This is a genomic window from Pandoraea sp. SD6-2 (assembly GCF_000389825.1).
Taxonomy (GTDB): Bacteria; Pseudomonadota; Gammaproteobacteria; order Burkholderiales; family Burkholderiaceae; genus Pandoraea; species Pandoraea communis.
Genome location: NZ_KB944431.1, coordinates 94,588 through 107,770, shown reverse-complemented (window position 1 = coordinate 107,770; position 13,183 = coordinate 94,588). Strand labels below are relative to the sequence as shown.

The following is a 13,183-nucleotide window of genomic DNA, read 5'->3' as shown; positions in this document are numbered from 1 at the left end:
GAGTCTGCGAAAGCGGGCCGATATCTCGGGAATGGCGGCGGCCGCCGCGATTACGCTGCCGACTTGAGCCGGCGCGCGAACTTCTCGCGGAATTTCTTGAGCTTCGGGGCAACCACGTAAGCGCAGTAGCCCTGATCGGGATGCTGGCGGAAGTAGTTCTGGTGATACGCCTCGGCGGGCCAGAACGTCTGCGTCGGCACCACTTGTGTGACGATCGGTGCGGGGTACGTCATCTCGGCCATCAGTTCGGCGATGAGATGCTCAGCGACCTCCTTTTGCTTCTCGTCCTGATAGAAGATGGCGGAGCGATACTGCGTGCCGACGTCATTGCCCTGACGATTGACGGTGGTCGGGTCGTGAATCTGGAAGAACACGATCAACAGTTCCTCGAAGGAGACCACGTCCGGATCGTAGGTCAATTGCACCACTTCCGCGTGACCGGTATCGCCTTCACAGACCTGATCGTAGGTCGGGTTGTCGACGTGACCGCCTTCATAACCCGAGACGACGGACTTTACGCCGTCCAACTGCTGATAGCAGGCTTCGAGACACCAAAAACAGCCACCCGCCAGCGTGGCGACTTGGGTACGGGTATCGCTCGGGGAGTTCGTCTGCTCTGTCATCATGACCTCGCTTGTCGGCTATGTTTTATGCGGCAGCGCACAAAAGAAATAGGGCGGGCGATCGATGGCTCGATCGCCCGCCCTATTGTCGCGCAGAAGTCCTGCAAACGGCGCAAATTGCGCCTACGGGAGGCTCGCGCGGCGCATCGGCGCGTTCAGGCCCGCAACTGCGTGATGAGCGGATGCAGGAGACGAGCGCCAACGCGTGCGGTCAGACCGTCGCGATCATACGTCGGGTTGTACTCGGCAATATCCGCCACACGCAACTTGCCCGAACGGCGCACCACGCCGATGAGCGTTTCCACAACTTCCAACGCCACGCCATGCGCCGCCGGCGCAGACACGCCCGGGGCTTTCTCGCCGGGCAGCACGTCCATATCGATGGTCAGGTACACATGGCTCACCTGTGCGAGCTTCTTCTCGAGCTGCTCGCACATTTCCGGCAGACGGTGCGCAAGCATCGTCTCGTCCAGCCAGTAGTCCACATTCAGCGCATTCGCACGCTCGAAGAGTGCGTCGGTGTTGCTGTAGCGGCTCACGCCAAGGCAGGCGTAATGGAACGGCGCCTGACGTCCCGCGAGCAACTGCGAGATCTGCCAGAACGGCGTACCCGAGCTGGCCGTCGGCTGCGCACGCAGGTCGAAGTGCGCGTCGAAGTTGAGGATCAGGATCGGCTCGTCGCGCAGGCGGTCGCCGAAATGCTCGGCAACGCCAAGGAACGTACCGTAGGCAATCTCATGTCCGCCACCCAGCACCACCGGAAGCGCACCTGCGGCCAGCACCCCGGCCACGCGGTGGCCGAGCGCCGCTTGCGCCGCTTCGAGCCGGTCGTCCGCGCACACGATATTGCCGCCGTCGAACACGAGGGGCGTGCCCTTCACGGGCAGGCTCGCCAGCGCGCGGCGCAGCATGTCAGGGCCAGCGACCGCGCCCTGACGCCCATGATTACGGCGCACGCCTTCGTCACTGCAAAAGCCCAGCACGACCGCGCCACCGGCAGCCTGCGACGCATCGTAATCGCGCAGCACCTGATGCAGACGCAGGGTATGGCCGGCCTCGCCGGTATCCACACGGCCTTGCCAGACCGTTCGATCAATTGTCATACGTTTTCCCGCCTTGCCTTATCGTGCGATGACCGCTTGCAGGAATTCACGCGTACGCGCTTCGCGCGGTGCGGTGAAAATCTGCTCAGGCGCACCCGCTTCGATGATCCGGCCCTGGTCCATCACAACCACGACATCGGCCACTTCTCGTGCAAATCCCATCTCGTGCGTAACCACCAGCATCGTCATGCCATCGTTCGCGAGTGCCTTCATCACCTGCAGCACTTCACCCACGAGTTCCGGATCGAGCGCCGAGGTCGGCTCGTCGAACAACATGACTTGCGGCTGCATGGCCAGCGCGCGCGCAATTGCCACACGCTGCTTCTGACCACCCGAGAGCGTGCTCGGGTAGACGTCGGCCTTGGCCGCCAGCCCCACCTTGGCGAGCAATTCGCGGGCGAGCTTCTCGGCATCGGCGCTCTTCATGCCGCGCAGCTTGCGCGGTGCGAGCGTGACGTTATCGAGCACGGTCAGATGCGGGAACAGGTTGAACGACTGAAACACCATGCCCACTTCGGTGCGCAGATGATTGAGCGCGTTCTCGCCCATCATCTGGCCGTGATCGACGAGCTTCTTGCCCACGATTTCGATGGTGCCCTGCTCGGCTGTCTCCAGCCCGTTGCAACAACGCAGGAACGTACTCTTGCCTGAACCGCTCGGGCCGATGACCACCACCACCTGACGCGCATCGACTTCGAAGTCGATGCCCTTGAGCACCTGATGGCTGCCGTAGGCCTTGCCCAGCCCTTCGATCTTCAGGATCGGGGCGCCGAATTCCTTCTTCACTTCGCTCATTGCACGGCACCTCCGGCACGCAGGGACTTCTCGGCGCGCTGCAGGAGCAGCGTGGTGGCACCGGTCAGAATCAGATAAACAAACGCAATCGCCAGATACACTTCCAGCGAGCGGTACGACACGCTGATGATCTTCTGGCCTTCGTGCATCACGTCGTGAATGGTGAGCAGCGACACGAGGGCCGAGTTCTTGATCAGCGCAATGAATTCGTTGCCCAGCGGCGGAATCATGCGCACGACGGCCTGCGGCAGAATCACCGAACGCATGGCCTGACCGTAAGGCATGCCGAGCGAGCGTGCCGCTTCCATCTGACCGCGCTCGATCGACTGGATGGCACCGCGCACGATTTCCGAGACATAGGCACCGCTATAGATGCCAAGACCCAGCACACCGCACATGAATGCCGGCAGCAGAATGTCGAACTGAGGCAGGCCGAAGAACAGGATAAAGAGTTGCACCAGCAACGGCGTGCCACGGATAAACGTGACATAGGCGGTACAAATGCCGTAGCGAATGCGATGCGCCGGATTCAGGCGGCCCATGCCGACCAGCAAACCCAACACGCAGCCCAGCGCCAGTGCGCAGGCAGTTACCTCGACGGTAACGAGCGCGCCGCGCGCGAGGTCCTGCCAGTTTGCCCACACCGGCGAAAAATCGAGTTCCATGCGTACTCCGTCAGTTGCTCTACTGCTTCATTGCATCGGCGGGTGCCGTCGTCCCATTCAGAGGGACGGCGGACCCGCCCGGGTATTACGTTAGCGACGTGCTTACTTCGCGGTACCGAAGTACTTGCTGACCAGCGCGGCGTAGGTGCCGTCTGCACGGACCTTTTCCAGCGCCTTGTTCAAGTCGTTGGTCAGTTCGGTGTCGCCCTTGCGCACGGCGAAGCCATAACGCTCGACGGTCAGCGTCTTGTCGAGCACCTTCACGCCGGGGTTGGCCTTGGCGTACAGCAGCGCTGCCGGCTTGCCGGTCACGGCAGCATCGGCACGGCCGATCTTCACGAGTTCGAACATCTGGTCGTTCTTCTCGACTTCCACGCGCTCGACCTTCGGATAGCTTTCCTTCAGGAACTGCACCGACTTCGTACCCACCTGCACCGACACCTTCTTGCCTGCCAGATCGGCCGGTTCCTTGATGCTGGTGTTGTCAGCCTTGACCATGATGGCCAGACCGCCGGTGTAATACGGATGCGTGAAGTTCACGACCTTCAGACGCTCGTCGGTGATGTAGATCGCCGAAGCGGCCACGTCGACACGCTTGGACAGCACGGCCGGGATCAGGCCCTTGAAATCGATATCCGTCCATTCGACCTTCTTGCCCATTGCCTTGCCCAGCGCTTCGATCATTTCGACGTCGAAGCCGGTGCGCTTGCCGTTTTCCACGTATTCGAACGGCGGGAAGGTCGCGTCGGTGGCAACACGCAGCACGTCGTCGGCAGCGAAGACCTTGCTCGAGCAGGTGACGGCCAGCGCCATCGTGAACAGGATGTGACGCAATTTCATCTGGTACTCCTTCGTGTAGTCTCGGTCGGATAAAACCGGTTAAAAGTACTGCAATCGATTCGAAATACGCTCGGCTGCCGCCACCGTGAGGCGGATCAGCTCTTCGTGGCGCTGAGCCACACGCACGGCCGGCGCCATCAGGGTGATGGTGCCTTCCAAACGTTCCTTGGCGGCGAACACCGGGGCTGATACGCCCCAGACGCCGAAATCCACTTCACTTTCGGACACCGCATATCGCTGCTTGCGAATCTCTTCGACCTGTGCGGCGAGACGCTCCTGCGCCACCGGCTGGCCGGCCAATTGGCGGCCGATCAGGCTTTCGCGAGTGGCTTGCGGCAGGAACGAGAGCAGCGCCTTGGCGGAGGCGCCGTGCACCAGCGGGTGCGCGCGTCCCTTGGCAAAGGAGCAACGCAGCGACTGCTCGCTCTCGTGCATGTCGAGGCAGACGACCTGGCCATTGGCGGCCACGAGCAGACCGACGGTTTCGCCGGTGCGCTGCACGAGCGCGTCGATTTCCTCACGTGCCTGGGTGACAAGATGCGAGTTGTGGTCGAAACCCCACGCCAATTGCACGCCGACCGGCCCCGGTTCGTAGAGCGCCTCATGGGCGTGCTCTTGCACCAGGCCCCACTTCTTGAGCGGCACGAGGTGGCGGTAAACCGTGGAGAGCGGCAGGCTCGTTTGCGCGGCGATCTCGCGTGCCGCGATCGGTCGTCCGTGACGCGCCACAGTCACAAGAACTTGCAGCACGCGCTCGGAGACCGATTGAGCTTCGGTGGTGTCCATCGTCTTGAAAACAAAAGAAAGCGGAAAAATCAGCGGGCTAGCTGCCGATGACGACATGGGCGCTATCTTGCGATGCAATTCCCAAAGTAAAAAATTCGATTCTCACCGCATGGTAACAAATTGGGAGATTGCGCATAGGTATTTTCCCTTATGCAGTGCAGAATGCAGGCACAAAAAACGCCGAATCCCTGTTCACACAAGGGATTCGGCGTTTTTAAGCGAAACCGGGATAGAGATTCCGATTACCGACCGGCAGTAGACTTTTGCGAATCCGGCGCCGCCGATAACCAGGCGATGAGAATCGGCTTTTGCACTTTCCCAAGTGCGCTTTTGGGTAGCGTGTCGAGAATGACGACCCGTCTCGGCAATTTGAAGCGAGCGATGCGCTCGCCAAGGAAGTCGAGCACGGTTTGCGGCGTGACACTCGCCGATGGCAAAGGCACGATGACGGCGACGGGCACCTCACCCCATCGTTCGTCCGGCACGCCGACGACGGCGGCCTCCAGAACGCCGGGGCAATCAACCAGCGCATTCTCGATTTCCGCTGGATAAATGTTCTCGCCACCCGAGATGATCATGTCCTTGCTGCGGCCCACGACTTCGAAGCAGCCGTCCTCGTGCAACCGCGCCAGATCGCCCGAATGGAACCAGCCGTGCGCGAACGAAACGTGTCCGGGCGCACGCCAGTATTCGCGCATCACGTTCGGTGCGCGCAAGAGTATTTCGCCGACGTCTCCCGCAGGCACGTCCTGCCCGGCCACGTCGGTCAGCCGCACTTCGACGCCCGGGCATGCACGGCCGACCGCACCGGGATGCGCCTTCGCTTCGCCGAAGCGCAGCGCAATCGACACCGGGCCGGTTTCCGTCGCTCCGTACACCTGCCCGAGCGGGATACCTCGCGCGTGGAACGCATCGATGGCGGACATCGGCACCACGCTGGACCCGGCCATCACCCCACGTAGCGACGACAAATCCGTGGTCGGCCACGCCGGATGCAACTGCACGGCCCGCAGCGTGGCGGGCACCATCAGCGAGAGCGTCGGACGATGCTTTGCGACGTCCGATAGCCAGGCGCCCGGATCGAAACGCGGGTGCAGCGTAACGCTCGCCCCGCGCAGCAATGCAGGCAACGTCTGGATACATAGGCCGCCGACGTGGAACATCGGCAAGGTCGACAGGATGTGGTCGTCGGCGCGCATGTCGTGCGCCCACCAACTGGCTTCGGCATTGGCGAGCAGCCCCGCCTGTGTGTGCAATGCGCCCTTGGGTTCTCCCGTCGTGCCGGACGTGTACACGAGCAGCACCGGCGCATCGGCCGCAACGTCGGGATAGTCGACCGGCTTGGTCGATGGCACGGCGATAAGCCCTTCGATCGGTGCGATGGCGGGCGGCGGGAGGCCGGTGACAGCCTCCTGTTCAAGCGAGTCGCGAATCTGACGAGCGGCATCGCGATGCGTCGCGTCGAACCACAACACACGCACGCCTGCGTGGCGCACGATGGCGGCCAGTTCGGGCACGGCAAGGCGGAAGTTCAACGGCAGGAAGATCGCACCGGCGCGGGCGCACGCGAACAGCAGCGCCAGTTGCAACTCGTCGTTCAGGCCGAGACACGCGACACGCTCGCCCGGCGCGATGCGCCAGGTGCTGCGCAAATGCCCGCCCACCCGCTCGACGCGTCGCCACAACGCGGCATAGTCGGTCTGCTCCGATTCATCGCCAATGCCACACCGCAACGCCAACCGCTCCGGCGTGGCGCGTGCGTGACGGGCAAGCGCTTCTACAAAAGGCGTCAACTTGTTCTCCGTAACAAGACAGACGGCGAGACGCCGGGCCGACGACCGGTTCGTGATGGCCTTCGACAGTGCGTTCCATGCGCCCCGCCCACCTCGCCGCTTCGCTGATTCGCGATGCCGGCGCGCTGCTTACTCGTCGGACTCGCCCGGTTCGTAGAGCGCCTCGCGGCCGATACGATCGAGGCACAGCTCTGCCGTCCACGGCAGCATCAACGCGCCGCAACGCGAATCGCGATACATGCGCTCGAGCGGCAGCGTTTTGAGCATCGACTGCCCGCCGCAGGTGCGAATGGCGAGACGGCACAGCTCGTTGGCATTCTCCATGATCGTGTACTGCGCTGCATACGCTCGCATACGCGCCTCCTTGCCCGGATCGGCTCGGCCGTCCTGCAAGGCGCGAAGGAACAGCGCGCGCGTTTGCTCGAGCATGATATGCATTTGCGCGACGGCAATCTGCTTGGTCGGATACATGCGACGTTTGACCGGCGCGCCCATCCCTTCCGCTTCCCCGCGAAGATAACGCACCGTGAAATCGTAGGCGGCCTGAGCGATCCCCATGTACGTCGGGGCGAGCGTCATGAACATGTGCGGCCAGCGGCTCGCGGCCTGATAGTAGACGCCTCGCGGCATCAGTTGCAGTTCGTCGGGGACGAACACGTCCTTGAAGAGCAACGTGCGCGAGACGGTGCCCCGCATCCCGAGCGGATCCCAGTCACCGGTGACGCTCACGCCCGGCGCGTCGCCCGGCACGGCGATGTAGAACGTGTCCTTCATCGACAACTCGGGCTTGTCCTCGGTACACAACACGCCGTAGTAGTTGGCCGCCCCCGAGAGCGACGCGAAAATCTTGCGTCCATTGATCTTCCAGCCGCCGTCAACCTTCGTCGCGGTCGTGCCGAATGGCGCCTTGCCCGCCGCCGCCGCGCTGCCTTCCGAGAACGGCTGTGCGTAGATCGCTCCGTCCTGAATCACGCGCGCAAAGTGATGCTCGCGATAGCGCGCGTGTTCCGCACGCTGCTCGGGCGTCATGTCGAGATCGTCGGCAAGAATGCCGGTCCACATCATCGAGCAGGTGTGCATGTTGAACGTGAGCGCCGTGGCGCCACAGTGACGACCCAGCTCGGCGGAGACCATCATATAAGTGGCGAAATCGGCGCCCAGACCACCGTCCGACTCGGGAATGCACAACTTCAGCAGGCCAGCGGCACGCATGTCGTCGTAATTCTCGAACGGGAACGACGCTTCGCGATCCCAGCGGGCGGCACGCGGCGCGAGCGACTCGCGCCCCACTTGCTCGGCCAGCGCCAAAAGGTGCCGCTGCTTGTCTGTGAGCGGGTAGTGCTCGCCGACGATCGAAGGGGGCTGATAGGCCACGGTAGTCTCCTAGAGTGTTGCGAGGAAAGCGCGCACCTCGGCGTCGAATGCCGCCGGGTGCGTCAGATTCATGAGATGTCCTGCGCCGGGCAGGCAAACGTATCGAGCCTGCGGGATCGACTCGGCCATACGCGCCATGACTTTCGGTGGCGCATTGGTGTCGTGCTCGCCCGCGATGAGCAGCACCGGCACAGTCAGACGAGCAAGCGCGGCGCGCTGCTCGAAACCGACCAGCGCTTGCAGCGCCGCACGGTAGGCGTCTGGGGTAAGCGCGCCCATCGCGTCGACCGCCAGTGCGTGCGCGCGGGCACGCGCAGCGGCATCCGGCTCGCCGAGCATGCCCGGCACGATGGCCTCGGCCATCTCGCGCAGCGTCTTGCCCGCATCGAGCGGCGCCGTGCGCTGACGCACGAACTCGCGCTGAAAGTCGCCATCCGGTTTGCCGAATGCGGGCGACGTGCCGCACAACACGAGCGCAGTAATATCCCGCGTGAACGGCTCGCCGCGTGCCATCAACTCCTGCGCGACCATGCCACCCATGCTGTGTCCGACGAGCACGAATCGCGACGGCCCCAACGCATCGAGCAACGTCCTCAGGCTGTCGGCCAGCGACGCCATCGCCGGCTCGGCAGGCATGGCGCTCTCGCCGTAACCGGGCATGTCCCAGGCCACGACGCGATAGCCCGCCGCCACGAATGTCTCGAATTGCGACGGCCAGACCTGACGATTGCCACCGATACCGTGCAGCAGCACGAGCGTGAGCGGGCCATCGCCCGCCGTGCGGCAGGCAGGTACGGAAAGCGTCATGATGCGAACTCGCCTTGCAATTGCCCGTCGCGCACGACGACATCCCCATCGAGCGCGATCGTGCAGCGCCGTAGCGGCAAATCGAAGTGACCGAGCGTATGACGTCCCGCCACTTCGTTGGCGCCCGTCGAATACAGGAAGTTGCCCGCGAAGGCGCGCTGCTCCGTGCCGTTGCAATCGCGCTTGTCGTAGCAGGCGAGTGCATCCCAGCGCGCCCGCGGGTTCAGGCCGAAGCCAACGTGCGAGACGGCATACGCTTCGCGATCTCCCCACGCAGCGAAGTACTCGCGCATGAGGTCGACGTCGACGCCTTCGCCGTCGATGGCGACGACATAGTCGTCCTCGACCGTGAGTTCGATGCGATCGCGCAGATATTGTTTGAACGTCAGATTGATGTCGCCGGGGGCGAGCACGAGCCGGCCGTTCACGCTATGGGCAGCGGGGAACGCCAGCGCCAGACCGCCCGGCCAGTGGGCGACCTGTCCGGGCTTGGCGCACCAGCCCCAGACACCGCCCACGCGGGCGTCGCGAAGACCGATGCGCAGATCGGTGCCAGCGCCGGACGTGACGTGCATTTGCGCGGCGCCGCGCAAACGCTTGATCGCTGCACGCACTTTCGGCTCGAGCGCCGGATCGGTCGCGCAGCGTTCCAGAATTTCGGGATGTTCGTTGGAGACCATCAGCACGCGCGCGCCACCGCCCAGAATCTCGGGCAGTTCGGGGGCATGCAACAGGCCTTCGACAGTGCAATCGACGACAAGCGTCGCCGCCCGCAGCGCCGCCACGACCGGGGCCAATTGACCCAGCGCATCGCTCGCGCCCGTCGAACGCACCGGCACAGGGGCACTCACGCGCGGGCTTGGGACAACGAGCCGGAAAGGCCTGGCGCCAAGCGATTCGGCGGCAAGCTGGGCTAATTCCACGTTGACAGGCCGGGATTGCGTTTCAGCTACAATCGCCACCACATCGCCGGGTCGTATGTCGCAGCGCCGCAAGGTCGCGGCAAATACGTCGATCCACTTATGCTCGATTCGCTCGATCAGCATATCGTCTCCTGAGCGTCTGACCCTCTCGCCCGCCGGGGGCTGCTTCGCCCCGTGGCACGCTGCTGGCCGTCATGCGTCTTGTCGATCTGTTGTTCGTGCCATAGTATATGAATATTCATACAAATCAACCCGATCAAATTAGCCGGACGGGAGTGCAGGGACAGTGAACGCCAAACGCGCCGCAGTGCCAGATTTCGACAACGCAGCTTTTCGTCATGCGCTCGGTCAATTTGCGACCGGGGTAACGGTAATCACCACGCGAGCCGACGACGGCTCGCTTATCGGTATCACCGCCAGTTCGTTCAATTCGGTGTCGCTCACGCCGCCGCTCATTCTGTGGAGTCTCGCCACGCGAGCGGGCAGCATGCCCGTCTTCCGCGAAAACTCGCACTACGCCGTGAATGTGCTCGCGGCCGATCAACTCGACATCTGCAAGCGCTTTGCCACGATGAAAGGCGACCGTTTTGCGGGTGTGCCATACACGTTGTCGCCGTCGGGCACGCCAGTGCTCGATGGTGCGCTTGCCTGGTTCGAGTGTCATAACCGCAGCCGTTACAACGAAGGCGATCACGTCATCTTCGTCGGTGAAGTCGAGCGTTGCGGCGTTCACGCGAACGTTTCCGAGCGCATGCCGCTGATCTTTCACGCCGGCGGCTTCCACAAGCCGCAGTCGCTCGGGTAAGCCCCCCATGCCAGCCGGCGGAGCACCGTTCGTCGACGATTATCTGGCGTATCTGCTCGCCCGGGCGAGCACGCTGGTCTCCAATGAGTTTCATCGCGAAGTCGCCGCGGCTGGCCTGGGCGTGTCGGAGTGGCGAGTGCTCGCCACGCTCTCCGATGGCCGCGCGCGCACCATCAATCAACTGGCCGACATCGTGCTCGCCAAGCAGCCGACGCTCACCAAAGTCGTCGACCGGCTGGAAGCGACAGGCGACGTTGTGCGTGGCGAATGCGCGACGGATCGGCGTCAGTCACTGGTCTCGCTGACCGACACCGGACGGGCGCGCGTCGCGCCGTTGCTCGCCAGCGCACGCCGGCACGAAGCCGGGGTGCTCGCCCGCTTCGGCACGGAACAATCCGCCTTGCTCAAAGCCACGTTGCGCCGTCTGATCGAGGAAATGGCGCAAGGAACGCAGAACCCTCAATAGGCCCTTTCCGATCACTGCACGGGCGCGTCCGAAAACGCGAATCGCGCAGTACGGCGAATCGTCAAAAATTCGACCACTTCGCCATATTGTCGAATTTTCTTTCGTAAATCTCCAAAAAACACGTTTCCACTATCAATTTCACTCATCGCGATCCACGAATACGCAAGCACTTGCGACGCGAATTCTTCTAAGATGCGCATATCGATTCACGCTATGGCGCACGTCCATGACCGCACCCAGCCAACGCCCTGCCGATGCGCGCAACGAGCGCCGCATATGGGATATCAGCGCCCCGCTCTCGAGCGACACCCCCGTCTGGCCCGGTGACACGCCGTTCTCCGAACAGTCCGTCTGGCAGATCGGACCGGGCTGCCCGGTCAATGTGGGACGCATCACGCTATCGCCACATACAGGTGCGCATGCCGACGCACCGCGTCATTACGACGACGACGGCGCCTTCATTGGCGAAGTGCCGTTGGAGACGTATCTGGGGCCATGCAGGGTGATGCATTGCCTCGGCGCATCGCCGGTCGTCACGCCGGAGATGGTTGCGCCGCATCTGACGGATGTACCGCCGCGTGTGCTGCTGCGCACGTATGAGCGCGCGCCGGTGGTGCGCTGGGATAGCGCGTTTTGCGCAGTGGCGCCCGAGACCATCGACCTGCTCGCGTCGCACGGTGTGACGTTGGTCGGTATCGACACGCCGTCGCTCGATCCGCAGGAGAGCAAGACGATGGACGCGCATCACCGCATTCGCGCGCATCGCATGGCCATCCTCGAAGGGCTGGTACTCGACGCAATTGCACCGGGCGACTACGAACTCATCGCATTGCCACTCAAGTTCATGCGGCTCGATGCGAGCCCGGTACGCGCGGTACTGCGCTCCCTTTGAACGGACTTCTTTTTCTGTATTGATTTCACTCACAAAGCGCAAACCATGACGTCTTCTCGCAACGATTGTCTGGCCCTCGATGTGGCCGATCCGCTCGCCCCGCTGCGCGCGCAATTCGATCTGCCACCTGATGTGATCTATCTCGATGGCAATTCGCTGGGCGCCCGCCCGCTGGCTTCTGCCAAACGCGCACAGGAAGTGATCGCCGCCGAATGGGGCAAGGGTCTCATCCGCAGTTGGAACGAGGCAAACTGGTTCGCGCTGCCGCGCACGTTGGGCGATGCGCTGGCACCGATCGTCGGTGCGGGCAAAAGCGAAGTCGTGGTAACGGACACCACGTCGAGCAACCTGTTCAAGGTGATGGCCGCCGCCCTCGATGCGCAGCGCAAGCGTGGGCCGCAACGCAAAGTGATCGTCTCGGAGCGCAGCAACTTCCCGACCGACCTCTACATCGTGCAAGGCCTCACGCGCCTGCTCGACGACGGCTACTCGCTGCGTCTGATCGATTCGCCGGACGAACTGCCGAGCGCGCTGGGTAACGATGTCGCTGTGGTGCTGCTCACGCATGTGAACTACCGCACCGGCGCCATGTACGACATGGCCGCACGCACAGCGGAGATCCATGCGGCCGGTGCACTGGTGGTGTGGGATCTCTGCCACTCGGCCGGTGCGGTGCCGGTCGATCTGAACGGCGCCGGCGCAGACTATGCCGTGGGCTGCACGTACAAATATCTGAACGGCGGCCCGGGTTCGCCGGCGTTCGTATGGGTCAACAAGCGTCACCAGGACACCTTCTGGCAACCGCTGTCGGGTTGGTGGGGCCATCGCACGCCGTTCGCCATGCTGCCGGAATACACGCCGGACGAAGGCATTGGACGTTATCTGTGCGGCACGCAACCGATTGTCTCGCTCTCGCTCGTGCAGTGCGGTCTGGATATCTTCGCGCAGACGTCGATGGACGCGCTGCGTCGCAAATCGCTCGCGTTGACCGATCTGTTCATCCAACTGGTGGAAACGCGCTGCGCCGAATTCCCGCTGACGCTGGTGACGCCGCGCGATCACGCCGCACGAGGCTCGCAGGTGAGCTTCGAGCATCCGGAAGGATTTGCCGTGATTCAGGCGTTGATCGCACGCGGGGTCATCGGCGACTATCGCGAGCCGCGCATCATGCGTTTCGGCATGACGCCGCTGTATACGAGCTTTGCCGATGTCTGGGATTCGGTCGAGATTTTGCGCGACGTGCTGAGCACGGGCTCGTGGGACAAGCCCGAGTTTCATCGTCGCGGCGCGGTGACCTGAGAGAGGAATGAT

Annotated in this window: 14 protein-coding genes; 4 read left to right on the top strand and 10 right to left on the bottom strand. The window is 63.2% G+C overall.

Annotated elements, in window-relative coordinates; all coding sequences use genetic code 11:
• Window positions 1-50: 50 nt before the first annotated feature.
• The 10 genes from msrA to C266_RS07995 all read right to left on the bottom strand — a co-directional run bounded on the left by msrA (window position 51) and on the right by C266_RS07995 (window position 9,832).
• Entirely contained in the window at window positions 51-626 is a 576-nt protein-coding gene (gene msrA, locus C266_RS08040; RefSeq protein ID WP_010808520.1) for a peptide-methionine (S)-S-oxide reductase MsrA, read from the bottom strand.
• A gap of 152 nt (window positions 627-778) precedes the next feature.
• Window positions 779-1,726, bottom strand: coding sequence for a formimidoylglutamase (gene hutG / locus C266_RS08035; RefSeq protein WP_010808519.1), 948 nt, complete (start codon window positions 1,724-1,726; stop codon window positions 779-781).
• An 18-nt stretch (window positions 1,727-1,744) separates the two neighbouring features.
• A complete protein-coding gene (locus C266_RS08030; RefSeq protein ID WP_010808518.1) occupies window positions 1,745-2,521 on the bottom strand; it encodes an amino acid ABC transporter ATP-binding protein in 777 nt (258 codons plus the stop codon).
• Window positions 2,518-3,186: an amino acid ABC transporter permease gene (locus tag C266_RS08025; protein WP_010808517.1), complete on the bottom strand. Its 669-nt coding sequence runs from the start codon at window positions 3,184-3,186 to the stop codon at window positions 2,518-2,520. The genes C266_RS08030 and C266_RS08025 overlap by 4 nt, the downstream gene beginning before the upstream one ends.
• Before the next feature lie 102 nt (window positions 3,187-3,288).
• A complete protein-coding gene (locus tag C266_RS08020; protein ID WP_010808516.1) occupies window positions 3,289-4,026 on the bottom strand; it encodes a transporter substrate-binding domain-containing protein in 738 nt (245 codons plus the stop codon).
• Window positions 4,027-4,065: 39 nt separating this feature from the next.
• On the bottom strand, window positions 4,066-4,812 hold the full coding sequence (locus C266_RS08015) for an IclR family transcriptional regulator (protein WP_036662131.1): 747 nt from the start codon (window positions 4,810-4,812) through the stop codon (window positions 4,066-4,068).
• 242 nt (window positions 4,813-5,054) lie between these two features.
• Window positions 5,055-6,605 (bottom strand): class I adenylate-forming enzyme family protein, encoded by a 1,551-nt coding sequence (locus tag C266_RS08010; RefSeq protein ID WP_010808514.1) that lies wholly within the window; start codon window positions 6,603-6,605, stop codon window positions 5,055-5,057.
• 129 nt (window positions 6,606-6,734) lie between these two features.
• Window positions 6,735-7,979 (bottom strand): acyl-CoA dehydrogenase family protein, encoded by a 1,245-nt coding sequence (locus C266_RS08005; RefSeq protein ID WP_010808513.1) that lies wholly within the window; start codon window positions 7,977-7,979, stop codon window positions 6,735-6,737.
• A gap of 9 nt (window positions 7,980-7,988) precedes the next feature.
• Complete coding sequence (locus C266_RS08000; RefSeq protein WP_010808512.1) at window positions 7,989-8,786, bottom strand: alpha/beta fold hydrolase; 798 nt, start codon at window positions 8,784-8,786, stop codon at window positions 7,989-7,991.
• A complete protein-coding gene (locus C266_RS07995; RefSeq protein WP_010808511.1) occupies window positions 8,783-9,832 on the bottom strand; it encodes a hypothetical protein in 1,050 nt (349 codons plus the stop codon). Before C266_RS07995 ends, C266_RS08000 begins: the two co-directional genes overlap by 4 nt.
• 163 nt (window positions 9,833-9,995) lie before the next feature.
• On the opposite strand from C266_RS07995, the gene C266_RS07990 reads away from it, so the two are divergent.
• The 4 genes from C266_RS07990 (at window position 9,996) to kynU (ending at window position 13,171) form a co-directional block, all read left to right on the top strand.
• Window positions 9,996-10,514 (top strand): flavin reductase family protein, encoded by a 519-nt coding sequence (locus C266_RS07990; RefSeq protein ID WP_010808510.1) that lies wholly within the window; start codon window positions 9,996-9,998, stop codon window positions 10,512-10,514.
• Window positions 10,515-10,521: 7 nt separating this feature from the next.
• Window positions 10,522-10,980, top strand: a complete 459-nt coding sequence (locus C266_RS07985) for a MarR family winged helix-turn-helix transcriptional regulator (RefSeq protein ID WP_010808509.1) — start codon at window positions 10,522-10,524, stop codon at window positions 10,978-10,980.
• A gap of 226 nt (window positions 10,981-11,206) precedes the next feature.
• The gene (kynB, locus tag C266_RS07975) at window positions 11,207-11,872 is read left to right on the top strand and encodes an arylformamidase (RefSeq protein WP_010808507.1); all 666 of its coding nucleotides are present in this window, start codon (window positions 11,207-11,209) and stop codon (window positions 11,870-11,872) included.
• 45 nt (window positions 11,873-11,917) lie between these two features.
• Window positions 11,918-13,171, top strand: a complete 1,254-nt coding sequence (kynU, locus tag C266_RS07970; protein ID WP_010808506.1) for a kynureninase — start codon at window positions 11,918-11,920, stop codon at window positions 13,169-13,171.
• The last annotated feature ends 12 nt before the right edge of the window (window positions 13,172-13,183 follow it).

What these genes read in the sequence shown, in the direction of transcription:
- msrA (WP_010808520.1), bottom strand. Translation starts at nt 626, where the DNA reads ATGATGACAGAGCAGACGAACTCCCCGAGCGATACCCGTACCCAAGTC.
- hutG (WP_010808519.1), bottom strand. Translation starts at nt 1,726, where the DNA reads ATGACAATTGATCGAACGGTCTGGCAAGGCCGTGTGGATACCGGCGAG.
- C266_RS08030 (WP_010808518.1), bottom strand. Translation starts at nt 2,521, where the DNA reads ATGAGCGAAGTGAAGAAGGAATTCGGCGCCCCGATCCTGAAGATCGAA.
- C266_RS08025 (WP_010808517.1), bottom strand. Translation starts at nt 3,186, where the DNA reads ATGGAACTCGATTTTTCGCCGGTGTGGGCAAACTGGCAGGACCTCGCG.
- C266_RS08020 (WP_010808516.1), bottom strand. Translation starts at nt 4,026, where the DNA reads ATGAAATTGCGTCACATCCTGTTCACGATGGCGCTGGCCGTCACCTGC.
- C266_RS08015 (WP_036662131.1), bottom strand. Translation starts at nt 4,812, where the DNA reads ATGGACACCACCGAAGCTCAATCGGTCTCCGAGCGCGTGCTGCAAGTT.
- C266_RS08000 (WP_010808512.1), bottom strand. Translation starts at nt 8,786, where the DNA reads ATGACGCTTTCCGTACCTGCCTGCCGCACGGCGGGCGATGGCCCGCTC.
- C266_RS07995 (WP_010808511.1), bottom strand. Translation starts at nt 9,832, where the DNA reads ATGCTGATCGAGCGAATCGAGCATAAGTGGATCGACGTATTTGCCGCG.
- C266_RS07985 (WP_010808509.1), top strand. Translation starts at nt 10,522, where the DNA reads ATGCCAGCCGGCGGAGCACCGTTCGTCGACGATTATCTGGCGTATCTG.
- kynB (WP_010808507.1), top strand. Translation starts at nt 11,207, where the DNA reads ATGACCGCACCCAGCCAACGCCCTGCCGATGCGCGCAACGAGCGCCGC.
- kynU (WP_010808506.1), top strand. Translation starts at nt 11,918, where the DNA reads ATGACGTCTTCTCGCAACGATTGTCTGGCCCTCGATGTGGCCGATCCG.